Genomic DNA, 24,480 nt, shown 5'->3' on the forward strand with positions numbered 1-24,480 from the left:
GACGGACCGGCGACAATGGCCGGGACCGACTTCACTCCCCGGGGGGACCGCGTGGCAGTTCGTGAACAGCCCACTGGGGCACGGGATCTGGCGGAACTGCGGCGGCGGGCCGCCGAGGCCGCCGCCCCGCAGCGTGAGGACGGCGTGGTCGTCTGCGAGAACCTGGTGCGGATCTACCGGACCGAGGGCGTGGAGGTGCAGGCGCTCCAGGGGCTCGACCTGGTGGTCGCCGAGGGCGAGATGGCCGCGGTCATCGGTGCCTCCGGATCCGGGAAGTCCACCCTGCTGGGCATCCTGTCCGGGCAGGACGTGCCCACCGCCGGTTCCGCCGCCGTGTGCGGGCAGGACCTGCTGGCGATGAAGGGCCGCGACCGGCTGCGCTACCGGCGCGACACGGTGGGCTTCATCTGGCAGCAGACGTCGCACAACCTGCTGCCGTACCTCACGGCCGTGGAGAACGTGATGCTGCCGATGACGTACACCGGTGCCAGGCGGTCCCGGCGCCGGGCGCGCGCGGAGGAGCTGCTCGGCATGCTGTCCGTCGCGCACTGCGCGGACCGCACCCCCGACATGCTCTCCGGCGGTGAGCAGCAGCGTGTCGCGATCGCCGTCGCCAACGCCAACGCACCGCGCGTGCTGCTGGCCGACGAGCCCACCGGCGAGCTGGACACGGCCACCAGCGACGAGGTGTTCGCGGCTCTGCGCCGGGCCAACGAGGAGCTCGGGGTCACGGTGGTGGTCGTCACGCACGACCCGCTGGTGTCCGAGCAGGTCCAGCGCACCGTGCTGATCCGCAACGGCCGCACCTCCACCGAGGTGCTGCGGCGGGTCGCCACCGGCGAGGACGGCGTGGAGGTGCTCACCGCCGAGGAGTACGCCGTCCTGGACGGCAGCGGGCGGCTGCAACTGCCCGGCGAGTTCACCGAGCACCTGCACATGCGCAAGCGGGTGCGGTTGGCCCTGGAGAGCGACCACATCGGCGTATGGCCCGACGAGGCGGCGCGGCGGGCCAGGTCCGCGGCGGAGAACGCCGAGAACGCCGAGAACGCCGGGGACGCCGGGAGTTCCGGGGACGCGCAGGATCTGCCGTAGCCCGGGGGAGACCGGTCAGCTCAGCCGCAGCGCGGCCCCCAGGCGGCGCCGGCGGGCGAGTACGGTCTCAGTGGCCGCGGCGGCGAGCACCAGCACCGTCACCCCGGCGACCAGCGCGACGAGCAGCCCGTAGTCGGTACGCAGCGCGGGTTGCGCCGGGCCGCCGGTGAACTGGCGCAGGTCCAACGACCGTGCCGTCAGCCGGGGTTCGAGCAGCCCGAGCACCGTGCCGCCCACCGCGGAGGCCGCAGCGAGCGGCAGCAGCTGCAGGAGGTGCAGCGCTCCCGCCTCCCGGCCGCCGAGCCCCAGGGTGCGCAGGAAGGCGGTGGTGCGGCCGCGTTCATGGGCGGTGAGGGCCAGCTCCAGGGCGAGGGCGAGCAGGCCGGACAGCGCGGCCAGGGCCGAGGCGGCGGTGTAGAGGGTGCCGAGGCCCCGGGTGAGGCCGTCGTCGTGCAGGGCGCTCAGCTCCTCGGCGCGGACCCGGATCCGGGCCAGCGGTCCGAGCGCGCGGGCCGCCGCCGACCGCAGCGCGGCAGGTGCGGCGGTGGCCGGGCTCTCGCCGCGCAGGAGGAGGACGGTGGTGTCCGTGCTCTGCGGCGGCATCAGCCGGTCGGCGGTGGCGGTGGTGACGACGAGCGGTGTCCCGGCGGGGATCCGCGCGGTGACCGGCCCGAGCAGGGGGTCGCGCAGGTCGGCAGGGGTGAGGGTGCCGACCGGGGTGAAGGTCAGGTCCACCGTGGGCTGCCCCTCGGTCCCGAGGGAGGTGGTGAAGCCGCCGGTGCGCTCGCTCGCCCGCAGGTCGGCGGAGAGGAAGGAGGGCAGCGGGGTGTGCGCGTCCGGGCGGCCCGCGGGCGTGGGCCCGAGCCCGGCCAGCAGGGCGCGGGCCAGCGGTGACCGGGGGGCGACGGCGACGAGTTGGCCCGGGTCCACGGTGATCACGGCGGCCCGGGTGGTCAGCGCCCCGTCGGCCTGCCCCACCAGGCTGACGGTGTGCACCTGCTGGACGGCGGTCCGCATCCCGGGGGCGGCCCCCGCGGGCGTGACGTGCCCGCTCGCGGTCGCGCTCGCGTCGGCGCCGGCCGCCCAGGCGGCGCCCCCGGCCAGGCCGTCGCCGATCGTGCGCTGCACGAGCCCGCCGAAAACGGCCGTGCCCAGCGTCAGCACCAGGACGAACAGCGCGAGCCCGGTCGCCGGCGCGTCGTGCGCGGCGCGGGCCGCGCCGACGAAGCCCACCGTCCCCCGGCCGCGCCGGGTCTGCCGCAGCAGCAGGCGCAGCGCCAGCGGGTAGCAGCGCAGCAGCACCAGCACGACGGCCAGCGCCACCAGCACCGGCACCGCCCCGAGTATCCCGTCGGGGCCCTGCGAGCGGAGCGCGACCACCCCGGCCGCCGCCGCGAGCAGCACCGTCAGCTCCAGGACCGCGCGCCGCAGCGCGGCCGTACGCCGACGGGTGGGCCGCAACCGGCCGGGCCTGCGCGGCTCACGGACCGCGAGCCAGGTCATCAGCGGCACCGTCGCCGCGACCACCGCGGCGGCGGCGACGGCAGGCAGCGGCCGCGCCGCCCCGGACGTACCGCCGGGCGCGAGGCCGCGTCCCACCGCCCAGCCGGCGAGTGCGGCCACCGGGATCACCGTCCACGCCACGGCGCAGCGCACCAGCACCAGCCGCGCGGTCGACGCGCCCCGCGCGCGCTGCAGCCGCAGGTGCGCCCGCCTGCGGAGCAGCAGCAGCCGCACCGCGACGACGACGGTGGCCAGGACGACGGCGGCCAGCGCGTCCACGGCGAAGGCCGCCAGCGCCCTCGCCTGCTGGTCCCGCGCGGTGAACGAGGCCAGCAGCGGCGTCAGGGAGTCGACGACCAGCACGGACCCGGTGGCCTGGCCCGCGACGGTGCAGACGACGTCGCCGGTGACGAAGTCGGTGCCCTGCCCCTGGCACAGCTCGGCGTTCAGCGTGGAGGCGTAACCGGCCAGCGGCCCGGACAGGGCGCGGGCCTCGTCCAGCGCCGCCCCGTGCAGGTCGGCGCGCAACTGCCAGGTCACCAGGGGGCCGCGCACCCCGGCGTCGGACAGCACGTCGGCGGTGTCCCGGCCGACGAGGCCGCGGGCGGACAGGACGGTGCCGGCGCTGCGCTCGGCGGGGGCGCTGGTCGGCCGGTCGAGGCTCTCCCGCCCCGTCCAGTAGCCGCCGGCCCCGCCGGCGGGGCGGTAGATCCCGCTCACCAGCAGCGTCACGTGCGGCGGTGTGTCCTGCACGTCGGGCGTCGCGGCGAAGTCGACCGCCAGCCGGCTGCCGGTACCGACGCCCAGCGCGGCGGCGGTGGCCTGCGACAGGGCGACCTGGGGCACCGAGCCCTTCGGCGTGCTGTCGGCGGGCGCGTGGCCGCTGACCCAGCGCAGGTGCTCCCGCGCGGACGGCAGGTAGCTCAGGGCGAGTTGGGTGCCGGTGACGGTGTGGTCCGGCGGGCGCGGCGAGGTCAGGGCCGCCTGGCTGTAGTCGTACCCGGCGTCGCCCTCGGGGGTCAGGTGCGCGGCGGCGGGGGCGCCGAGCCGGGCGGTGAGGGTGCGGCCGGCGCCGAGCAGCCGGCCGATGTCCACCTGGGGGCCGTTGAAGACCGCGGGGGTGGTGCTCATGGTGACCAGCGGGGTCTGCGCCTGCGCGGCCTCGACCCGCTGCCGCAGCGCCCGGTCCTCCTGCCGGCCGGCGAGGGCGGGGGCCCAGGCGCACAGCGCGGCGAGCACCAGGACGAGGACCGCGAGGCACGCCAGCAGCGGCAGATCGCCGCGGGTCTCCCTGCGGACGAGGCGCAGCGTCATCGCCGGGCCCCTGCCCGGACGTTGCTTCTCCGCCACCCGGCTCACCGGTCCTCCCCCGCGCGCAGTACCCGTACCAGGTCCACCCGGGCCAGCAGCCGGCCGAGGCCCAGCACCACCGCGCTGATCGCCAGCGCGGTCGCCACCGCGGTCAGCGCGACCACGCCCCACGGGACGACGAGCGGCAGCGGCGGGTAGGGCGCCTGCCCGCTGTCGTCCACGGTGACCAGGGGCAGCACCGCGGCGGCCAGCGCCGTACCCATCAGCGCGCCCGGCACCACCGCGAAGAGCGCGAGGCCCACCTGCTCGGCCCCGAGCAGCGCGGACAGGCTCCGGGTGCGGACGCCGACCGCCCGCAACAGGGCGAACTCCCTGCGCCGCTGCCGGGCGGAGATCACCGCGTGCACGGTGAAGGCGACGACCGCGAAGCCGGGGGCCATCAGGCGGACGAGTTCCAGCACGCGGCGGAGCCCGCTGCGGAAGGGATCGTCCTGGAGGGCCGCCGCGGTGCGCGGTGTCGTGGTGGCGTGGCCGAGCGCGGGCCGCGCGTCGCAGGCCGCGGCCGTACGCGCGCTGTCGGTGCTGCCGAGCCACCAGAAGGCGGGGTCCGTCTGGTCGGCGCCGGCCAGGGTGGTGGCCGAGGCGAGTGCGCGCTGGTCGGCGACCAGGTGCCCCTGTCCGCGGCCGAGGCCCGGCAGCGCTTCCGCCCGGCCGACGATCCGCACCGTGACGCGCGCGCCGCCGCTCAGGCCGAGCGAGGTGGTGTCGCCCACGCTCAGCCGGGTGTCGCGCAGCATCGCGGCGTCGGCACGTACCGGAAGCGGCTGCGGTTTCCCGGCGGGGCCCGCGACCAGCCGTGCCTCGGTGCCCGGCCGGGTGTCGAAGTCGCTCACGGACAGGCCGGCGAGGAGGTCCGGGCTCGCCTGGGAGGCATTGAGGCCGGTGCTGATCGTGGCCCGCAGCGCGTCGGCGCCGCCGTGGGAAATCGCGCACACCCCGGGGGTGCCGGGCTGGTAGCTGTAGTCCGCCTGCCCCCGGCAGGCCGCGGCGGCGGACGTGGCCCCGTGGTCGGTGCCGTCGGCCCAGGTCTGCCCGCCGGCCGGCGCGGTCCAGCGGTCCGCGGCGCCCGGGCCGCGCGCGCCGAACCTGAGGATGCGCAGGTCGAGCCGCGCGGGCCGCTGGTCGGCCTGCGGCAGGACGCTGACGGCGGTCACGGTGAGCGGGTACGTCCGCGGGAGCCCGCCGCCGGCCGTGTCGAGGGGGACGACGACGGTGTGCCGGGCGCCGTCGGCGGGGGGCAGGAAGGCCGACACGGTGCTGTCGAGGCCGTAGCCGTCCTGCACGGTCAGCGCCAGTTTCGGTGCCGCGTGGCTGCCGTCGCTGCGCAGCTGCTCGTCCAGCAGCAGCGCGGTGGGCCGCCCCGGCAGGGGTATCCCGTGGACGGCGGGCGCCGGGGTGCGCGGCGCGGGGCCGCCGGTCGTGCCGACCAGGGTCTCGGTGACGCCGCCGGGCAGATTCACCGTCGTCTGCGTCACCGGCGCCACCGAGGTGACCGCGGGGAGCGCGCGGTAGGCGGACCCGAGCACCACCGACGGGTAGCCGTCGACCGCGGAGGGCTGGACGCGTACGTCCGCGCCGACGGTGAACGCGGCCTGCTCCGACGCCAGGCCGCCGAGGCACGCCAGCGCGGTGGTGGCGAAGGCGCTCACCGACATGGCCAGGCACATCAGCGCCACGGGCCCGGCGTTGCCCGCGGCCCTGCGGCCGAGGTGCCACCCGGCGAGCGTGAGGACCAGGCCCCGGCTGCGGCGGCCCACGGCGTCCAGCAGCAGCGAGGTCAGCGGCAGCAGCCGCAGCAGCAGGAGCGCGGCGGCGACGGCCACCAGCGACGGCACCAGCACCAGCACCGGGTCGGCGGCCGCGCTCCCGCCGCCCGCGCCGCCGAGCAGCGAGTGGTGCCGGCGCAGCTCCAGGTAGCCCGCGACGGCGACGGCCAGCAGCGCCAGGTCGGCGCCCATGCGCTGGACGGCGGCGGCGCGCGCCCCGCGGGGCGGCCGCGCGGCCGGCGACGGCAGTACGGGCAGCAGCACCGCGGCGGCGTGCACCAGCAGGGTCAGGCCCACCGCGGCCCAGGAGTCGCCGCCCCGGCCGCCGGGGTGCAGCAGCCCGGCGAGGAAGACCGCGGCCACCGCGGCGGGGATGCCGGTGAGCGCCCACTCGCCGGCCGCGGCCCGCAGCAGCCGCGCGGTGCTCGCGCCCCTGCCCCGCTGGAGCGCCAGCTCCCCGCGCCTGCGGACCGTCAACTGGCGTGCGGCCAGCACCAGGGTGGCCAGCGCGAGGACGGCGAGCATCACGCTCGGCAGATACAGCGAGGACCGGGCGGCGACCATCGGCACGGACAGCGTGTCGACGGCGCCCGGGAGGCCCGAGGCCACCGTCACGTCGTCCAGGGACGGCTCCCGCCCGCCGAAGACCGACACCCCGGTCTTGCTGCCGGACAGGGCGCGCACCCGGTCGCGCAGCCCCGGCAGGCTGTCCGCGTCGAGCCGGGAGAAGTCGGGCTGCACGCTCCAGTGGGCCGTCAGATGCCCGTTGAGCGCCGCGCTGCCGTTGAGCGCCGAGGGCGCGACCACCAGCAGGTCCTGGACGGCGGTCTGCTGCTGCGTCAGGTCGCCGGCCATCGCGGGCCAGAACCCGACCGCGCCGGACGGCCGGAAGACGCCGGTGACGCGGAGGGTCATGACCCGCTGGAAGGCGTCCTGCACCCGCAGGGCCGAGCCGGGCCGCAGCCCGAGCAGCCGGGCCAGCGTGTCGGGCACCGCCACGTCGACGGGGGCGGTGGACCCGGTGCCGACCCGGACGGTGGGCAGCGAGGTGAAGGCGCTGCCGGGGGCGTCGGCCGTCCCGGCGGGCCACTTCCCCGCGACCAGCTGCCCGAAGGAGCCCGCGCCCTGCACGGCCACGGGGTGCAGGCTCGTGCCGCCCGGCCCCTGCGCCGGGCCCTTGGCGCCCTCGACGCCCGTGAGGGAGACCGGCGATGTGCCCAGCAGCCCCACGTAGGTGTGCTGCGGCACCCCGCCGAAGGCCCGCGCGGCGGCGGCGCGTACGCCCCGGTCGGCGGCGGCCATCCCGTCGGCGGTGAAGGACGCGCTGACGGTCACCTGCGCGCCCGGGTCGTCGGCCAGCCTGCGGACGGCGCCGGCCTGCACGGAGCTGCCGGCCTGGGCGGTGAGCGCGGCGAGGGCCGTCGCGCAGAGCAGAACCGTTACGGCGACGGCGGCCAGGACCAGGCCGTGCTGCGCGGCCCGCCGCGCACTCGCGGGAATCCGCCGGGCTCGGCGCGGAGCGCCCTGGTGCCGCGTCGGCGGCGTGGCAAGGCCGGGGGCGACCACATGAACTCCCCTGCCTCGAACATGTGATGGTGGCGACGCGCCCCAGATCTATCACAGGGGAGCCCCGCCCCCACAAGGCGGGGCGGCCGCTCCCGGCCACGGACCCGGCCCCGGCGCCGCCGGGGCCGGACCGTCGCGCCGGTCAGGCCGGGAAGACGTGCTGGCCGGGGGCCAGCAGGGCGCACGGGTCGTAGCGGCGCTTGGCGGCCGCGAACTCCGCCCAGACGCCGTCGTACTGGTGGCGCCAGTCCGCGGCGCTCATGGGAATGGTGCCCACCGGATACTGCGTGCCGCCGGCCGCGCGCACCGTCTCGTACGCCGCGTGGTTGGCGGCCACGCGGGCGGTGATCGCGGCGGGGTCGGCCGGATCCAGCGTCCACAGGACCGCGAACAGGTACGGCACCGGGTCGTCCGGCATCCGCAGCAGCGGGGTGTGCAGCCGGGCGGCGGAGAGCGGGTAGAGCAGGACGACGCCGCCGGGGCCGGTGTCCTGCCCGGCCATCCGGTCCAGCAGGGTGCGGGCGAGCGCGGCTGCGTCGTCGCCGGGCAGCAGCAGATTCAGCCAGGGGTGCGCCCATGTCCAGACGCCGGCCGCCTCCAGCGCCGCGATGCCCGGGGCCAGCCGGTCGAGGAAGTCGAAGTAGTCCAGGGTCTCGGCGGTGACCGCGCCGGACCGGTCGTAGCGCAGACCGCGGAGCAGCGCGGCGTCGTCCGGTGCGGGCCCCGCGGGCGGGCCGTAGGCGGTCGCCTCGATGACGTAGCCGGTGAAGGCACCCGTCGCATCGGGCGCGACCGAGCCCTCCACGTAGGCGAACCGGCGGTCGTCCACCAGCCGCCGCTGGTCGTCGAGGTAGGTGGCCAGGTCGGTGTACGGCAGCAGGAAGTGGCGTACGGACGTGGGCGCGGTCACCAGCCGCAGGGTCGCGGAGACGATGACGGCGCACTGGCCGAGCCCGGCGAGCACCGCCCGGAAGAGGTCGGGGCGGCGGGTCGGGGAGCAGCTGACCAGCTCCCCCGCGCCGGTGACGACCTGGAGCGCGGTGACGTTGTCCACCTGGGCGCCGTACCGGTGCGACTGGCCGCCGAGGCCGCCGACCGACAGGGTGCCGCCGACCGACAGTTCCAGGTAGTCGGTGAAGACCGGCGGGGTGAGGCCGTGCGCGAGGGTGGCCCGCACGACCGCGCTCCACACGGCGCCGGCGCCGACCGAGACGGTCCCGGTGCCGGCCGCACCGGTGCGTACCGGCCCGATCGCGTCCAGCGGCGCGGTCTCGATGACCAGCCCGCCGGCCACCTGTGCCTGGCCGTTGGTGCCGTGGCCCTGGCCGCGGGCGGCGACCTGGATGTGATGGGTGTTGCAGAACCGGACCATCGCCACGATGTCGGCGACCGAGCCGGGCCGCAGGACGGCCGCCGGGAGGTGGTGCACGGTGTGGCCGAAGTCGTCCGCGTCGGCGGCGAGCGATGCGGGGTCGGTCAGCAGCGTGCCGTCCAGCTTCGGCACGCCGGCCACGCCGGCCAGGCTGTTGCCCGCGGAGTGCGGCCGGGCCGGGCCCGCGACCCAGGAGCGGGCCGCCGGGTCGAAGGCGATGACCCCGACGCCCGCGGCCATGCTGTGCAGAACCGTCCGTCGGGTGGGCTGATGGGCCATGCTCCGCCTCCTCGCAGGTCGCAACGTCTCTCGTACGGTGCGCCGGCGCCGGGCAGGCACGGGCCCACGACCAGCGCGATGCTATCCGCAACGGTGCGCCTGCGCAGGCGTCATGGACCCGAACGCGTCCGCGTGTCGCGAGACGCTGGGCCGTACCCCGCGATCACCGGGCGGTGGACTCCCGGTCCGGGTCCGGAGCGAAGGCCGCGCCGGGTGATGCGCGGACGCGGTGCCCCGGCCCGGCTCACGGCTCGGGTCCGAAGGCGTGGCGGAACTGGACGGCGTGGCGGCGGCCGGTACGAACGCGCGCTCTGGTAAGTCCCCGGGCCGCCACATCTGCCAGGCCGGTTGGCGTCAGGCGATCGGCGGGCTCGCCTCGTTCGACCGTTCCGTGCCGGCGCCTCGTTCGCGTCCTTCAACGGGCAGGGGTCACAGTTCGGGATCACCGCCGGACGTATCCGCCTGTATCCGGGTGTGTCCCGGCTAGCCTGGTCGGTGGCTCTGTCGCGTCCGCCGAGGGGCGGACCCTGCGGCACGGAGGGGGCGAAGTGGCAGAACGGCCACGTACGGGGGACGCGGTGGTCCTGGTCCCCGGCGTCATGGGCAGTGAGCTGGTCGACAACCTCACCGGAAGCGTGCTGTGGGGGCTCGCGGATCCGCGCTGGTACGTCTCCGCGTGGACCACGGGCACATCCTTGGAGGCACTTCGACTCTCCGCAGAGGAACGTGTGGGGACGTACGGCCGCGTCCGGGCGACACGTCTGCTGGGCTTTCCTGCTTTCGCCCCGGTGCTGGGCGGGCTGTCACCGTACGGCCGTCTCCGCAAGGGGCTGCTCGCGGTCGTACGGCACCCCGACGCGCTGGCGGATTTCGCCTATGACTGGCGCCTGCCCGTTGCCCACAACGGCGCTCTGCTCGCGGATTTCGCCCGGCGGCACCTTGCCGCGTGGAGCGCCCACCCGGCCGCCCCGGCCGCGCGTCGGCCCGGTTCGGGATCTCCACCGGACCCGGCGCCGCGGCTGGTGCTGGTGGCGCACTCGATGGGTGGTCTGGTCGCCTGGCATGCCTGCCAGGACAACGGGTTGGCCGCCCTGGTGAGGACAACCGTGACGCTGGGCACTCCGTTCTTCGGCAGCCCGAAGGCAGCGGTGATCCTCGGGACGGGCAAGGGCGCCCCCCTTCCCCGGCGGCGGCTGCGGCGGCTGGCGGCGACCCTTCCGGGGATGTACGACCTGCTGCCCGCGCATCGATGTGTGACCGACGGCGACTCGGCCCGACGGCTGACCGTCGCTGACGTCGTCGAACTCGGCGGTGACCCCGAACTGGCGGCCGCATCGCTTCCGTTGGGTGGCTGGCAGGCGACCCGGCCGCCCGTGGGGCATGTGCAGGTGGTGGGTGCGCACCAGCCCACCGTGCAGGCCCTGACACTGCATCGGGGGACCTTGTCCGCACACCGTTTCACCTGTCGCCCGTCTGCGGGAGGAGTGGTCCGCGTGGATGTCGGCGGGGACGGCACCGTTCCGCGCGAGTCCGCGCAGCTGCCGTCCGGTGGCGCGGTGCCCTTGGCCCAGTCGCACGGAGCACTCGCAGCGACGGCCGAGTCCGTCCTGGTGGCACAGGACGCGGTGCTCGACCGCCGGACCGGCCCATGGCTGGGAGAGACACGGATCGGTCTTGACCTGCCCGACATCGTCCGAGCGGGCCGACCGTTCACGTTCGCGGTCGAGGGTGTGGAGTCGCCCGTCGACGTCCGGTGCACGGTCGTCGACCTGGCGACCGGGCTGGAGACCGACGCGCCGCACCTGCAGTGGGGCGAGGGGGCGATCGTCGCCAAGAGCGCGCCACTGCCCCCGGGGCTCTTCCAGGTTCGGGCGGACGGCGGCGGGATGTCACCGGTGACGCAGACGCTGCTGAGCACGGCGGACTTCGCGACGGGCTCTTCCGAGCCGCCGGCCGGAACACCATGAGCGCGGCGGGGGCGGCGGGGGAGTCAGCGGCCGGCACCTCTCCGGTCATCGAGATCTTCCCCGTGGCGATCGGCCACTACGACAGCGCCGGGCTGCCGGACCTGGAGGTGGAGGACCACGTCGGGCGGGTCCTCGACCTGCTGGCGCCGTTCGGGGGCAGGCACGTGCCGTGGGAGGTCCCCGAACTGGAGCGGAACGCAGACGCGGTCGAGCGCAGACTCGGCCAGTGGGCCGACAGCGGGTCACGGCCGGTGGACGGCTCCGTGCTCTACTGGGTGGGCCACGGCTGGACGGACGGCACCCGTGCGGCGCTGGCGCACCAGCAGAGTCCTGGCCGCGTGGGTTCCGCCGGAGTCAGCCCCGAAGACATCGCCGACGCGGTGCGCCGACGTCAGGCACAACCGGGGCGGCGCAGTTGGGCCGTGGTGGTGGTGGACGCCTGCCGTTCGCAGCGGTTCGCCAAGCTCCTGGGCTCCCTGTTGCTCGCCGACGACCGAGTGAGAGACGTTCTCCTGGTAGGCGTTTCGGGCGAGGGTGCCACGACACTGGGCCGCTTCAGCGAGGCCCTGGGCATCGTGGTGAAAACGACCTACGCCGCCAACCGCCGGATCACCTTGAAGGACCTGGGCAGCCAGCTCGAGGACCTGCTGGAGGACTGCACCGTAACGCCGTTGAAGGTGGGCCGGGCGGCACTCGTCCACGTCTTCCCGCCTGCGGCGTCATGGATGTGCGCGCCCTACGACACGGTCCGGCATCTGGAGGATGTGCTGGAGAACCTGGGGCCGGACGAGCGCCACCATTTCTTCACCAAGGCGCAGGGAGTCGAATACGGTGAGCTCTCCTGGTTCTTCGAGGGGCGTGCTTCCGAGCTGAGGAGGATCTCGGCGTGGTTGCGCACCGCCACGACCGGGATGCTGGTGGTGCACGGGCGGGCCGGAGCGGGGAAGTCCGCACTCCTCGGAAACGTCATGGTGCAGTCCCTGCCCGACCTGCGCGACGCGCTGGCCCGCCGCGGGCTGGCGACGCCGCTTGCTCCCGGCGACCTGCCGCCCGACGGCGTCTTCGACGCCGTGATCCACCTCTCCGGACTCACCGTGCCGCAGATCGTCGCCAGGACCGCGGCCGCCGCCCGCCTCGAACCGCCCCCGTCCCACAGCAACTCCGCGCTCGGGATGGCCACCGACCTGGACTGGCTCGCGGATCAGCTCAGCAGGCTGTGCAATCCGGAACCTCCCGGCGAAACCGCCTCCTTCACCGTTCTCGTCGATGCGCTGGACGAGTCCACCGACCCGCTGGACACCGCCCGGTCACTGCTTGCCCGCATCGCCGCGATCAGGGGCGTCCGCGTCGTGGTCGGTACTCGGGTCTCCACCCGTGAGCTCTTTGACGCACCTCCACCGGACACGGATCTGCTCGATGCCCTGGCGACGCTGCCGCCACCGACCCGGCACGGCCCCGGCGCGGTTCCGTATCGGCCGGCCAGCCGGGACACCCACGTCGACGTCACCGGGGACACCGCCGCCATCCGCAGTTACGTGCGGCGCCGGCTCGACGGGGCCAGGAGGTTCGGCCGCGCGGGTCGGTCCGTACCGTTCATGGACAGGGTGCGGGACGAGGACATCGAACGCGTCGCCGAGAACATCGCCGGCCGGAACCGGGAGTTCCTCTACACCAGGCTGGCCGTGTACGAACTCGTCGAGGACGCACGGCTGCTCACCGAGGGACGTACACGCTCGCTGGGCGAGCTGCTCGCCGGCGACCACCAGGACCTGTTCGGCCGGGCGCTGAAACGCCTGGGCGAGGAGGACGACCGCTACCCCCTCCTCCTGCGGGCGCTCGCCCACGCCCAGGGCCGGGGCGTGCCCGAGGCCGACGGGATATGGGCGGCCATGGTTGCCGCACTCGACACATCCCCGTCGGCGGACTGCGGGGATGACATCCGGTCGGTGTGGGCAGAGGCGATCGGCGGACTCCTGACCCGTGCCGCCGCGTACGTCATCGTGGACACGCCTACCGCCGACACACCCAGCGCACGGACCGCCGAGCCCGCGGCGGCGGACGGGACATCCACGGTCTACCGGCTGGCCCACCGCTCGTTCACCGAGTTCTTCGCCGTACGCGATCGCGAGCGTCCGGAGCACCGCTGCGACCGGATCCGGATCGCGGACGCCCTGCTGCGCGCAGCCGCCCGGTCCGCCGCGGCGGATACCGATCCGGTGCCGGAGTACCTCGTACGGCACCTCAGCGGCCACGTCGCAAGCGCGGAGATGTGGGACGCGCTCGCCGACCGCCCGGACATCCTGGACCGTCTGGACCCGGACGCGGTGACCGCCGACGCCCTGCGGACCCTGTTCGGGCGCCGCCCCATCCCGCCGCGGGTCGCCGGGGTGATCGGAGCCCGCGACGCCCTCGTCACCGCCTCACCGCGTGATCGGGCAGGCCTGCGCCAGATGGCCACCGCGACGCACGGCGCGCAGCGGGTGATCGACGAGCCGACCAGGAACTGGGGCATCGCCGCTGCCCGCGCCCGCCCGGTCACCCCGCACGTGCGGCTCGGTGGCCACACGGCGTCGGTGAACAGCGTCCGCAGCCTGCAGTTACCCCGGCGCGGCACGATCATCGCCTCCGCCGGCGACGACGGCAGTATCCGCCTGTGGGATCCCGCCACAGCCACGCCCATCGGCTCGCCCATGCTCGGGCACACCAGCACGGTCGAGGATCTGGCGGTCTTCCGGGACCCGGGCGGGCGGATCATGCTGGCGTCGGCAGGCGGCGAGGGAGCCGTGCGCCTGTGGGACGTGTACACCGGCTGGGAGGTAGGCGAGCCCCTGACCGGACATGTCGGCCGCATCTTCGGCATGTGCACGATTCCCGGGAGCGGGACAGGCCGGCCGGATCGGATCGCCACCGCCGGCGCCGACGGCACGGTACGGATCTGGGACCCGGTCGCCGGACGTCAGGTGGGGGAACCGCTGATCGGCCACCAGGGCTGGGCGTGGGCGGTGTGCGCGATTCCGCGCACCGCGGCCGATGTCGCCTACGGCGGTGCCCGGCTGGCCTCCTGCGGCGACGACGGAACCGTGCGGATCTGGGACGTGGCCACTGGCGAGCAGGTCGGCGAACCGCTCACCGGCCACAGAAGCACGGTGTTCTGCGTATGCGCGTTCCCGGATCCGGATTCCGCCGGCCGCTGGCTGCTGGCCGGCGTCGGCGGTGACGGGAAGCTGGTGCTGTGGGACCCCGAGTCCGGACGGACCGAGGGCCGGGTGATCGCGGAATACCCGGACAGCCTGATCACCGTATGCGCCGTCCCCGGCTACGGTGGCACCGGGCGCAGTGTGCTGGCCGCGACCGGATACGACGGGGCGGTCGCCCTGTGGGATTCCACGACCGGGGAACCGGTCGGCCATCCGCTCACCGGCGATGCCGGGGCGGCCTGGGGGATGTGCGTGCTGCCCAGCCCCGACCCCGGCGGGCCGGTGCTGCTGGCCACCACGGGGAGCGACGGAACCCTACGGGTATGGGACCCGGCGGCCGGCCAGCCCGCCGATCGCTCCGGGCCACGTCTGAAGCAGTCCGCCCGAAGGGTCGCTGTACTGCCCGGAGACCGGGACGGCGTCCCGATGCTCGTGACCTCCGGCTTCGGAGGCGACCTGTGGGTCTGGGACCCGGTCACGTGCCGACCGGTCGATCATCCCCTCACCCACCACTCCAAACGAGTCTGGACGCTGTTCACCGTACCGGGCGGTGGGCCCGACGGGCGGAGCGTGCTCGCAGGTGTCGGTCAGGACCGAATGGCTGATCGTGTGGTCACCGAAGGCGGCCAGGACCGAAGGGTTCACCTGTGGGATCCGCAGACGGGTGAACAGGTCGGCGTCCCGCTGGGCCGAGCCGATCAGGCGGGCTGGACGGCCTGCGCGGTGCCGTGGTCCCCGACGGGCGGTGCCGACGCCGGCGCCCTCGTGGCTGTCGCCGGAACAGGCTCGGAGGTGGAGCTGTGGGACCCGCGGTCGGGCCGACCCGTCCTGCGGTTGGACACCGACCACCGCAACGCCGTGACGGGCATATGCGCCCTGCCGGGCTTCCACCCGGACGGCCGTCCCAACGGACGCTCGTTCCTGGCCACTTACGACGACGACCTGGTGGTCCGGGTCTGGGATCCCCTCAGCGGATCTCCCGTGGGACCACCTCTCGTCGGACACACCAGCGACATCCAGGACATCTGCTCCTTCCCCTGGGACGGGCAGCCGATGGGCCGGTCCCTGCTGGCCACCGTCAGTTTCGACGGGACACTGCGCATGTGGGACCCCGTCCTGGGACGCGGGTACGGCCCGGAGATGAGCGGCCACAGGTCCGGGGTGTTGAGCGTATGCCCCCTGCCGGGCAACCGTCCGGACGCTCCGACCCTGCTGGTGACGACCGGCTACGACCGGACGGTGCGGATATGGTCGCCGGAGACAGGGGAGCAGGTGACCGGCACCCTGGCCGGGCACACCGGCCGGGTGTGGGGCGCCTGCCCGCTGCCCGGATTCCTCCTGGGCGTGCCACCTGGCCCGTATCCGCTCGTGGCCACCACCGGCGACGACGGTACCGTGCGGCTCTGGAACCCCAACTCCGGCAGAGCGGTCGGTGAGCCCCTCACCCAGTCCTCCGACACCGTGTGCTCCCTCGCCCAGGCCGTTGGCTCCGACCCGGGCTGTCCGGTCCTCACAGCCGACGGACGCGTACACCTGTGGGAGACGACCACAGCCTCCCTCTCCCCGGTATCCGCGCCGCCGCTGATCACCGCCGTCGCGTCCTACGCAACCGGCGGCGGGACGGCCCTGGTCGCCGGTGACGCCTCCGGATTCGTGCACCTCCTCACGCCGGACGGAGGCCGCTTCGTGCGTCCGCCGGTACAGGGGGAGGAAGGAGCCGTCCTCGCCCTGTGCGTACTGGACGTCGACGGATCCGCGACCGTCGCTGCCGGCGGCCGGAGCGGAGCGATCGCGCTGTGGCGCCCGTTGGACGGAGACGGGTCGGGGGAGGAAGCGCCGCGATTTCTGCGCGGCCACTCCGCGCCGGTGCGGGACCTGTGCGCACTCGACGACGGGAACAGGCGACTGCTGGTCTCGGCAGGAGACGACGGCTCCGTGCGGATCTGGGATCCGACTGCGGGCGGGGCCCGGTCGGCGCCTCTGACCGGTCATGACGGTACGGTCTGGGCGTTGGCCGTCCTGCCGGCCCCGGGCGGCCCCATGGTGGCGTCGGCCGGCGCCGACTGCACGGTGCGGCTCTGGGACCCGGTGACCGCGCGCCAGATCATCGAGCTCTCCGGCCACACCGACCAGGTGCGCGCCATCGCCTGTATCACCGCGGCGGACGGCCGGACGCTCCTCGCTTCGGGAAGCTTCGACGGAACCGTCCGGCTGTGGGACCACACAAGCGGCGCCGCCGTGCACACGATTCCCCTCGGCGTCCCCGTACACGCCCTGCGGCGGCAGCCTGCGGACCGGCGTCGCCTTGAACGCACCGACCACGGCGCCACCTTGACCGTCGGCCTGCGCACCGGGATCCTCGCCCTGGATGTGAACTCCTGCCTTTTCCCGGCCCGGCCCGGCCTGTAGCGGGCCCGTTCCCCGGCTCTGCGAGGAGGTCGTCGCACATGGCTCGATCAACGGTCGAACTCCGTCCCGCCGCACCCGCCGACGCGGCCGCGGTCGCGGACGTCTTCACCGAGTCCTGTCTCCACGCATACAGGAACGTCCTCCCTCCCGCCGTGCTGGCCCGATTCGTCCCCGACGTCCAGACGGCACGCTGGACCGCCCATCTACGGTCCCTGCCGACGGACCACCGCATCACCGCGGCCTGGCAGGGCAACCGAATCATCGGCTTCGTGGAGGCCAGGCATCCCTGGCCCGCCGCCGGGCCGCCCTCAGCCGAGCCTGCACGACCCGACGGCACCCGCGAGGGCGAGGTGACATACCTCTTCGTCCACCCCGGACACTTCGCCACCGGAATCGGAACCCGCCTGCTGAACGCCGCCGAGGAATGGCTCGCCCAGGCCGGCTACGGCTCAGCGGTGTTGTGGGTGTTCAGCGACAATGCCCCCGCGCGCGGCTTCTACGAGCGGTCCGGCTGGGCCTACACCGGCATCGAGCAGTACGATCCGGCGCTGGAGAAGGAGGGCCATCACGTGCGTGAGCGGCTGCACCGCAAGGCACTGGCCGCTCCTCCCGGGCCGCCACACGCCACGCCGCCGAGTTGAGCGAGACGGACCGGCCGCTCGGGTGGTGGCATCACCGACTGCCGGCGCCGGCGGTGGCCCACTCGTAGACGCCCGCGCCCGGTGTTTTCTGGCCGAGCACGACCGCGTAGCCGCGGCCGTCGACCAGCCCGTCGTAGTGCAGCGGCGCGGTGACGGTGTGAAGCCGGTGCCCGCGGAGGCTGCCGGGATGGTGGCGGTGGCCAGCGCCGGGCCGGTCGGCAGGCCGCCGGAGACCGCGTACAGGCCCGCGGTGACGTCGGACTGGCCGGTGGTGCCCGCCTTCTTGCGGATGGCCACCTTGACGTCGCCGAGGGTGGGCGCGTCGGAGGCCTGGTCGACGGTGCCCGCGGTGGCGGAGGCGATGTTGTCGACGAAGGAGGGGAGTTCGACCTTCACCGGGCGGCTGGTCGGTGAACTCAAGTTCACCTGGACCCGGTTGCCGGACAGCGGGGCGATGGTGACGTCCCGGGTCTGGCCGCCGCCGATCTGCACCCGGCGCCACACCGCGCTCCTGCCGGAGTCGAGCCAGCTCTGCGGGATGCCGCGGCCGATGACGAGAGTGCCGTCGTTCTGGACCACGACCGAGGTCTCCGGAAGTGTCTTGAGGATGCCGCTGGAGCCCCAGGACTCCAGGTCGGCCGGCGGGGTGGTCCACGAGCCGTTCTTGTAGCTCTCGCCCCACTCCATCGGGGGAGGACTGGTTGCCGAGCAGGAACTCGAGGTCGTCGACGGCCTCCTCGCGCAGCTCCGGGTCGGTCGGGCCGAGCAGTTGGATGCCGTTGGCGGCGTTGTAGGTGCTGCCGTAGCCATGCTCGCCCACCCACCAGGCGCCCCAACTGTGCGCGGGAACGGTCGGGTTGGTGTCGGCGCGCTGGGTCCAGGGAGGCGAGTACCGACGCCTGGAGCTTGTCGTTCCAGGTGCCGAGGTTCCGGTTGCCGGCCAGGTACCTGTCCCAGGGCAGGGCACTGTCCATCAGAGTGGAGCCGAGGGTGTAGCCGGTGTAGCCGGTGCCGGCCATGCCGCACTTGTCCAGGAAGGCGCGGAGGGACCAACCAGAGCCGGACCCGTGGCTGACCCATCGCCCGGACGGCCGGTGCGCCCCGGCCGTCCGGGCGATGGCAGGTGGCACCGCCCGTTCCCGCCCGGCTCCATCGGACCGATCACGTCGATGCCGGCGCCGGTGTAGGTGATCGACGGGTCGTCGTCGTTGACCATGATCGGGTTCGGGATCACCCGCAGGGCGTCCAGCAGCAATGAACGCGCCTCAGGCCGTCCCGTCCAGCGCCCGTTCGAGGCTGAGCCCCTTCTCGGTCCACATGCTGTCGATCTTGACCGCCACGGCTCGGCGCTCCCGGATGCCGCACGCCCAGTAGGCCACGGATTCCTTGGCCTCGTAGAGGGCCCAGACCGCGATCACGATGTCCTCGCGGTGCGGATGGGTCCACCGGTCGGTGCAGACGGTCAGCCCCTGGCTGGTGACATCGGTGGCAACCCGCTCCCACCCGCGCTCTTCGGCGTACGCCGCGGCTGTCTCGCGGTCACGGATCTGTGAATCGGACCAGGGCATCGGGTCTCCTCGCGAGTCGTGGCAGCGCCACGATATCCGGCCACGGGGGGTGGGGAGAGACGGTCGAGCGCTCTGGCCGTCAGAGATGCCGGCCCGTCCGCCGTGGACCTGACTCCCGAGCCGCCGGCCTGCCCCGACTGCGGACAATCGCCGAAGAGCCTGGGCCTTGTCCTGTCTCTCCGTGACGAGGACCGGCAGCTGGGCGTTCCGGGATGCGGCCCCGCCGATCACCACCGAAGGTGAGCACATGGCGATCAGAGTGTTGCGCGAGCTAGGTAAGAAGCAGTCCGAGGACTTCGGCCCGGGTGATGCGGTCCCGCACATCGAGGCGGTGCATGCGGCGCCGGCTGACCCGGACGTCGCGGAAGACCCGGAAGACCGGACCTTCTGCGGCAAGCAGACCCAGGACATGGAGCGGGTGAACTACCAGCCTTCGGACCCGGGCGCCCCGTGGCTGCCGCCGGACATGGGGGAGTGGGAGTGCCGCACCTGCGCCGCCGCCCTGCGGTCGCAGTAGGGCGGCGGCGGTCACCAGGGACCAGGTCTCTTGGAGAGCGCCTGGAGCGATGCCGGCTTCGAGGAGACGGGCCGGCGCGACGCCACCGTCCGATCCCGTTGATTGCACAAAGTCTGGGCCATGAGCGCCGATACCTGTCAGATCGTTATTCAGTTCGAGGTGAATGGCGCGGTTCGGTCACTGGACGGGTGTGCGGCCTCTACCGTGTGGTCGGGGTCGGATGTTTCCGGGTCTCCGGCCCGTAGCGTCAAGGGGGGCATATGCCACGGATTTTCGTCAGCTTCCGCAAGGTCGACAACCGCTGGATGCGCGACCGCGTCTACCAGGCGCTCGCGGATATGTTCGGCGCCGGTGAAATCTTCAAGTCCGGTGAATCGATTCCGCCCGGCGGAGACTTCGCGGCGATCTTGCGTCGGCAGGCCGCCGAGTGCGAAGTCATGCTGGTGCTCATCGGGACGGGCTGGTCCGATGCCCGTGACGCGGGCGGCGGCAGGCTCCTGGACCGTGGGGACGATTGGGTGCGGGTGGAGATTGCCACGGCGCTCGCCGCCGGGAACCGCGTGATCCCGGTCCTGCTGGGTGACGCCGCGATGCTGCCCGCGCCGGTGGCGCTACCCGAGGACATCGCGGAACTCGCGCATCTGCAGTTCCTGCGCGTACCGGAGACGCACCTGGAGGAAGGCCTGCGGCGGTTCGTCACCTCACTGTCCGGGCTGGTACCCGATCTGCCCACCTCCGGCTCCGGCGGCAACGAGCCGGCCGCGCCGCCGGCCGATCCCCTGCCAACGGCGGCACCGGTCACCCAGAACACCGGCGGAGGCAACGCCGTATCCGTCCACGGCGGGGCGAAGAACGCTCGGGTGGCCGGTGGTGACATCCGCGAGACGAAGATCAAGACGGGCGGCATCTTCGCCACCGCCGCCACGTTTCTCACGAGCAGGACCGGCATCGCCACGGCAGCAGCAGCGGCCGTCACAGCCGGCGTCGTCGTCACCGTCGCTGTCACGACCGGCGGTACGGGGGACGCCGGTGCGCGCACCCCCGCGACCGCGACCGGAGCCGACACAGCCCTCCGGGCGGCACATCCCGCCACCAAGAGCCAGGGCGTCACGCTCGGCGATCTCACGTCAGGCTTCATGACCCTGCCGAACGGTTGGCAGGCCTGCTCGGAGAACGACCCGTACAGCGCCGTTCAAGCGGGTGACGACTGCTCGGCGGATCCCGCCATCGGAGATCCGCTCGCCGGGGCGTCTCTGCGGATCGAGATGACCGGATACTCCGATCCCGCAGAATGCGTTGCTCATGGATGGTCGAGTTCGCGCACTGCCGGTGTTGACGTTCCGTCGGCCACGTCGGACCATCTCACATCGTTGAAGCCCAACGCTCATATCTACGCCGGATACACCACAATACCGGACGGCAACCCGTGGGAAGTCGTTCTCTGTATGAGCTTGCCCCAGGTCGAGCCGACCGAGCCAGGCGATACCTGCTTCGAAATCGTGCAGCTGCTCGGCAATTCGGCGCCCATGGAAACCCAGGAACCCGCGCTGTGGGAAGCGGCCCGAACGATACGGCTGGGATCGAGCCGCGCTTGTTCATGAGCGCCGTTCACGCCAGGGCAAACCTCGGCCGTCACGCAGCACGGTAGGCCGCGGCCCGCACAGCATTCAGAACCCCGTGCTGTCGGCTCGCGGCCGGTGTGCGGTCTGCTGCGCCGAGGAATCGGCGCAGTTCGGCCCGGACGGTGGCCGAGTCGACGCTTTCGATCACCGGTAGCGCTTCCGCGACGGTGCGGCAGGCCCCCTCGTGATCGCCCGTCCCCGCCTGGGCGGTCGCGTACCGCACCGCGAAGCGGGCCCGCGAGTTGGCGTCGGCGCTCGTCGCAGGGGCACGCTGAAGCTCGACGGCGAAGATCCCGGCGGCCTGCCCGAATCTGCGAAGGTCGACCAGGCAGGACGCCTCGATCACGCGCGGGGTCCCGTTCTCGATGCTCGGCCCCCACCTGGGCCCTTCCGGGCCCGCTGCCGTCTCGGCCCGATGGACTCGCACGCGGTCCAACGCGCGCCGGTACAGATCGTAGTCGCCGAGGACAGCGTGGCCTTGGGCCTCGCGCCGTGCGGCATGTACAAGGATCCGAGGGGTCGCGGCCGGATGGCCGGCCGCGCGACGGGCGTAGTCGACCACGCCGGACCGGTCGCCGCGGTGCTGGGCGATGGAGGCCCGGCGGACCAGCGCGTAGGCGGCCATCGAGTCGTCGCCGCCGAGCGCTGCCCAGCGGACCGCGACGTCGGTCCAGCGCAGCGCATCAGCCGGCCTTTCCGCTTCCTGGGCCATCCAGCCCAGGTATTCCGCATACCTTGCGGCGATCAGCCAGACCTCCTGCCGGCGAACCCGGCCGACGCGCGGCGCCGCATCGGCCAGCAGACCGGCAACGGACCGCATGGGCGCGGCCACCGTGCTCGGGCCCGCGGTCCGTCCGAGAGCCCGGAGGTCGTCGAAGATCCGCGTGTAACCGGAGATCAGGAGATCGGCGTCGATGCCGGTGCTGCGGCCCTGCCGAGCCTTTCCGGCGAGGGCTTCGAGCGCACCGTCGGCGCCCAGCGCCGCATCGCAGGCCGCCGCAACCGCTGCCGTGGGGTTGCGCCGACCGCTCTGCAGATTGCAGATGTGCCCCTCGGAGATGGCTGTGCGTTCGGCCAGCCCGCGCACCGACCAGCCCTTGAGTACCCGGAGCCGGGCGAGCTCCACACCGAACTCCTGCGCCGGGGGGAGGCCTTGCGTGGCTTCCCGGCTCGATACGAACGGAAGGTCCATACATGTCAGGGTAGGAGCGCGGAGAGAGTGAAGGTAGCGATCGACGATGCGAAGAGCTTCGGCCCGAACACCCCGGCCCAGGTGCGGATCGGCCTCCGGGCGTGGCGCGCCCGGGGTGAGGGCACGCTGGGTCTGCCTCGCCAGATGAGGCGCGGGTTCAGACGGTGCGGAGCTCGGGCAGGTCGATGACGGCGATGGCGGCTTCCTGGGCGACCGCCAGGCGGGTGCCGTCGGGGCTGAGGGCGGCGATCGGGGTGGGGATGTGCTCGACGCCGTAGCAGTCTGCCTTCTGCGGGACGGTCACGTCGGGCCATTCGGCCGGCACGCGGCCGGTCGTGGTGTCGAGCAGCCGGGGGTGGCCGTGCAGCGAGACCACCTGTGAGCCGCGGGGCAGGAGTGTGCCGGTGAGGTGGCCGACGGGGCTGCGGTGCAGCCAGCTGCGCCGGGCGACCGACCACACGCCGAGTTGCATGGTGCCGAGCGTCGGATCCTGGTCCCATTCCAGGGACTGGTCGGTGGTGGCCACCGCCAGCCGGTCCTCGTCCAGCCAGCAGGCCGCGCTCACTTCGGCGTCGATCCCGGCGTGCGGTGCGAAGAGGCTGTCCGTGTCCAGCGTGGCAGGATCCGCGAACGCCGCCGCCAGTTCGTACACGTGCGCCACCCCGAGCGGGGCCCAGACCCAGCCCGCCGACAGCAGATACCGGCCGTCGGGGCTCACCGCGAGCCGCGAGTGGAAGACGTCGACCGCGCCGCGCTCGCCCTCGGTCAGGCGTTCCCCCGTCACGAGGTCCTCGATCTGCAGCCGGCCGTAGCGTTCAGGGCAGTGCGCCAGGATCTCCCGGCCGTCCGGCAGCCGGCCGATCGCCACCGGGTAGTCGAAGTCCTTGGCGTGGTGATGGCTGCGGTTGATCTCCCGGAGCACCTTCGGGCCTTCGAGCTGACCACCAGCCCCTTGGTCCCGCGCTCCTCGTACACGACGGCGAACCGTCCGGACGGCGCCGCCACCGCCTGGTCGAAAGGGAACCCCCACCGCAGGGAGGTGTCCCGGCAGTTTCCGTCCGCCGTCCACCGGACTCCGCCCCCCACCAGGTCGACGAGGTCTTCCCCGTGCCACCACAGCGACCGGACACGGCTGGGCGCTTCCCACACCTGAACTGCCATCATGCTCCCCCGGCCTTGACCGACGCCTGCACAACGAGCACGACGGCGCGGACGTGCCCACCGGGGCGGAAGTAGACGGGACACCTGCTTGCCCGGTGGGCGGAGCACGGGGGGCGCCGGGTGCGCCGCCCCCAAGGGCCGGGCTACGAGCGGTGGTACTGCTCGGGCAGGTACGGCTGGGCGCCGAGTTCCTCCGCGGCGTGGCGTGCCCAGTACGGGTCGCGCAGGAGCTGGCGGGCGAGCAGCACCGCGTCCGCACGGCCGGAGGCCACGATCTCCTCGGCCTGGGCCGGTTCGGTGATCAGGCCGACCGCGGTGACGGGCATACCCGCCTCGTTGCGCACGCGCTCGGCGAACGGGACCTGGAAACCGGGAGCCGCCGGGATGCGGGCGTCGGGGGCGTTGCCGCCGGTGGAGACGTCCAGGAGGTCCACCCCGCGGGCGTGCAGCTCCTTGGCGAAGGCCACGGTGTCCTGAGCCGTCCAGCCTTCGCGGTCGTCCTCCGCGTTCTCGCTGAGCCAGTCCGTGGCCGAGATCCGGAAGAAGACCGGCAGGTCCTGCGGCCACACGGCGCGTACCGCCTGGACGACCTCCAGCGGGAAGCGGGTCCGGTTCTCGAAGGAACCGCCGTACGCGTCGGTGCGGCGGTTGCTGTACGGGGAGAGGAACTGGTGGAGCAGATACCCGTGGGCGCCGTGGATCTCCACGACCTCGAAGCCGGCCGCTCGCGCCCTGCGGGCCGCGTCGGCGAACTCCTCGACGATCCGGCGGAGTCCGTCCTCGGTCAGTTCCTCGGGCACGGTCGACGCCGGCCCGAAGGCGAGGGCGCTCGGGCCGACCGGCGTCCAGCCGAGCGGCGCGTCGGCCGGGATCGGGGCGCCGCGGTCCACCCAGGGCCGCTCGGTGGACGCTTTGCGGCCGGCATGGGCGAGCTGGATGCCGGGCACGGTGCCCTGCTCCTTGAGGAACGCGGTCACCCGCCGGAAGGCGTCGGCCTGCGTGTCGTTCCAGATGCCGAGGTCGTACGGGGAGATCCGGCCCTCCGGGCCGACCGCCGTGGCCTCGGTGAGGATCAGGCCCGTGCCGCCGGCCGCCCGCGCGGCGAGGTGGGTGAAGTGCCAGTCGTTCACGGTGCCGGTGCCCGCACCCGTGGGTGCGGCGCTGTACTGGCACATGGAGGACATCCAGACCCGGTTGCGCACGGTCAGCGACCGCAGGGTGTACGGCTCGAACAGCTTGGACATGGGGAGTCTCCGC

14 protein-coding genes are annotated in these 24,480 nt (G+C 73.8%); 7 read left to right on the forward strand and 7 right to left on the reverse strand.

What is annotated here, in order from left to right:
- Nucleotides 1–87: 87 nt before the first annotated feature.
- Entirely contained in the window at nt 88–1,092 is a 1,005-nt protein-coding gene (locus ACH4SL_RS07240) for an ABC transporter ATP-binding protein (protein ID WP_398442703.1), read from the forward strand.
- 15 nt (nt 1,093–1,107) lie between these two features.
- Here the strand turns inward: ACH4SL_RS07240 and ACH4SL_RS07245 are convergent, their stop codons facing one another.
- From ACH4SL_RS07245 to ACH4SL_RS07255, 3 genes are all read right to left on the reverse strand, one after another.
- Entirely contained in the window at nt 1,108–3,909 is a 2,802-nt protein-coding gene (locus ACH4SL_RS07245; protein WP_398442424.1) for a hypothetical protein, read from the reverse strand.
- Between the two features lie 41 nt (nt 3,910–3,950).
- Nucleotides 3,951–7,298, reverse strand: a complete 3,348-nt coding sequence (locus ACH4SL_RS07250) for an FtsX-like permease family protein (protein WP_398442425.1) — start codon at nt 7,296–7,298, stop codon at nt 3,951–3,953.
- Nucleotides 7,299–7,440: 142 nt separating this feature from the next.
- Nucleotides 7,441–8,949, reverse strand: a complete 1,509-nt coding sequence (locus ACH4SL_RS07255; protein WP_398442426.1) for an FAD-binding protein — start codon at nt 8,947–8,949, stop codon at nt 7,441–7,443.
- Between the two features lie 548 nt (nt 8,950–9,497).
- On the opposite strand from ACH4SL_RS07255, the gene ACH4SL_RS07260 reads away from it, so the two are divergent.
- The 4 genes from ACH4SL_RS07260 to ACH4SL_RS07275 all read left to right on the forward strand — a co-directional run bounded on the left by ACH4SL_RS07260 (nt 9,498) and on the right by ACH4SL_RS07275 (nt 17,833).
- Nucleotides 9,498–10,916 (forward strand): esterase/lipase family protein, encoded by a 1,419-nt coding sequence (locus ACH4SL_RS07260; protein WP_398442427.1) that lies wholly within the window; start codon nt 9,498–9,500, stop codon nt 10,914–10,916.
- Nucleotides 10,913–16,522: a WD40 repeat domain-containing protein gene (locus ACH4SL_RS07265; RefSeq protein WP_398442428.1), complete on the forward strand. Its 5,610-nt coding sequence runs from the start codon at nt 10,913–10,915 to the stop codon at nt 16,520–16,522. The genes ACH4SL_RS07260 and ACH4SL_RS07265 overlap by 4 nt, the downstream gene beginning before the upstream one ends.
- 38 nt (nt 16,523–16,560) lie before the next feature.
- The gene (locus tag ACH4SL_RS07270; RefSeq protein WP_398442429.1) at nt 16,561–17,163 is read left to right on the forward strand and encodes a GNAT family N-acetyltransferase; all 603 of its coding nucleotides are present in this window, start codon (nt 16,561–16,563) and stop codon (nt 17,161–17,163) included.
- A gap of 157 nt (nt 17,164–17,320) precedes the next feature.
- Entirely contained in the window at nt 17,321–17,833 is a 513-nt protein-coding gene (locus ACH4SL_RS07275) for a hypothetical protein (RefSeq protein WP_398442430.1), read from the forward strand.
- Nucleotides 17,834–18,428: 595 nt separating this feature from the next.
- Here ACH4SL_RS07275 and ACH4SL_RS07280 read toward each other — a convergent pair.
- Nucleotides 18,429–18,731 carry a hypothetical protein gene (locus tag ACH4SL_RS07280; protein WP_398442431.1) on the reverse strand — a complete coding sequence of 101 codons (303 nt, stop codon included), beginning with the start codon at nt 18,729–18,731 and terminating at the stop codon, nt 18,429–18,431.
- Between the two features lie 247 nt (nt 18,732–18,978).
- Between ACH4SL_RS07280 and ACH4SL_RS07285 the strand changes: the two genes are divergently transcribed.
- Together ACH4SL_RS07285 and ACH4SL_RS07290 are read left to right on the forward strand one after the other, a co-directional pair.
- Nucleotides 18,979–19,248, forward strand: coding sequence for a hypothetical protein (locus ACH4SL_RS07285; protein ID WP_398442432.1), 270 nt, complete (start codon nt 18,979–18,981; stop codon nt 19,246–19,248).
- A 260-nt stretch (nt 19,249–19,508) separates the two neighbouring features.
- A complete protein-coding gene (locus ACH4SL_RS07290) occupies nt 19,509–20,849 on the forward strand; it encodes a toll/interleukin-1 receptor domain-containing protein (RefSeq protein ID WP_398442433.1) in 1,341 nt (446 codons plus the stop codon).
- Nucleotides 20,850–20,880: 31 nt separating this feature from the next.
- Here ACH4SL_RS07290 and ACH4SL_RS07295 read toward each other — a convergent pair whose 3' ends face one another.
- From ACH4SL_RS07295 to ACH4SL_RS07305, 3 genes are all read right to left on the reverse strand, one after another.
- Complete coding sequence (locus tag ACH4SL_RS07295) at nt 20,881–22,062, reverse strand: helix-turn-helix domain-containing protein (RefSeq protein WP_398442434.1); 1,182 nt, start codon at nt 22,060–22,062, stop codon at nt 20,881–20,883.
- Nucleotides 22,063–22,219: 157 nt separating this feature from the next.
- Entirely contained in the window at nt 22,220–22,984 is a 765-nt protein-coding gene (locus tag ACH4SL_RS07300; protein WP_398442435.1) for a hypothetical protein, read from the reverse strand.
- A 382-nt stretch (nt 22,985–23,366) separates the two neighbouring features.
- On the reverse strand, nt 23,367–24,467 hold the full coding sequence (locus ACH4SL_RS07305) for an NADH:flavin oxidoreductase/NADH oxidase (protein ID WP_398442436.1): 1,101 nt from the start codon (nt 24,465–24,467) through the stop codon (nt 23,367–23,369).
- Nucleotides 24,468–24,480: the final 13 nt, after the last annotated feature.

Source organism: Streptomyces sp. NPDC021020 (assembly GCF_044333285.1).
Classification (GTDB): Bacteria; Actinomycetota; Actinomycetes; order Streptomycetales; family Streptomycetaceae; genus Actinacidiphila.

Excerpts from the sequence above, each read along its gene's own strand:
- ACH4SL_RS07245 (WP_398442424.1), bottom strand. The coding sequence starts at position 3,909 with ATGACGCTGCGCCTCGTCCGCAGGGAGACCCGCGGCGATCTGCCGCTG.
- ACH4SL_RS07255 (WP_398442426.1), bottom strand. The coding sequence starts at position 8,949 with ATGGCCCATCAGCCCACCCGACGGACGGTTCTGCACAGCATGGCCGCG.
- ACH4SL_RS07265 (WP_398442428.1), top strand. The coding sequence starts at position 10,913 with ATGAGCGCGGCGGGGGCGGCGGGGGAGTCAGCGGCCGGCACCTCTCCG.
- ACH4SL_RS07270 (WP_398442429.1), top strand. The coding sequence starts at position 16,561 with ATGGCTCGATCAACGGTCGAACTCCGTCCCGCCGCACCCGCCGACGCG.
- ACH4SL_RS07280 (WP_398442431.1), bottom strand. The coding sequence starts at position 18,731 with ATGCCCTGGTCCGATTCACAGATCCGTGACCGCGAGACAGCCGCGGCG.
- ACH4SL_RS07285 (WP_398442432.1), top strand. The coding sequence starts at position 18,979 with ATGGCGATCAGAGTGTTGCGCGAGCTAGGTAAGAAGCAGTCCGAGGAC.
- ACH4SL_RS07290 (WP_398442433.1), top strand. The coding sequence starts at position 19,509 with ATGCCACGGATTTTCGTCAGCTTCCGCAAGGTCGACAACCGCTGGATG.
- ACH4SL_RS07295 (WP_398442434.1), bottom strand. The coding sequence starts at position 22,062 with ATGGACCTTCCGTTCGTATCGAGCCGGGAAGCCACGCAAGGCCTCCCC.
- ACH4SL_RS07305 (WP_398442436.1), bottom strand. The coding sequence starts at position 24,467 with ATGTCCAAGCTGTTCGAGCCGTACACCCTGCGGTCGCTGACCGTGCGC.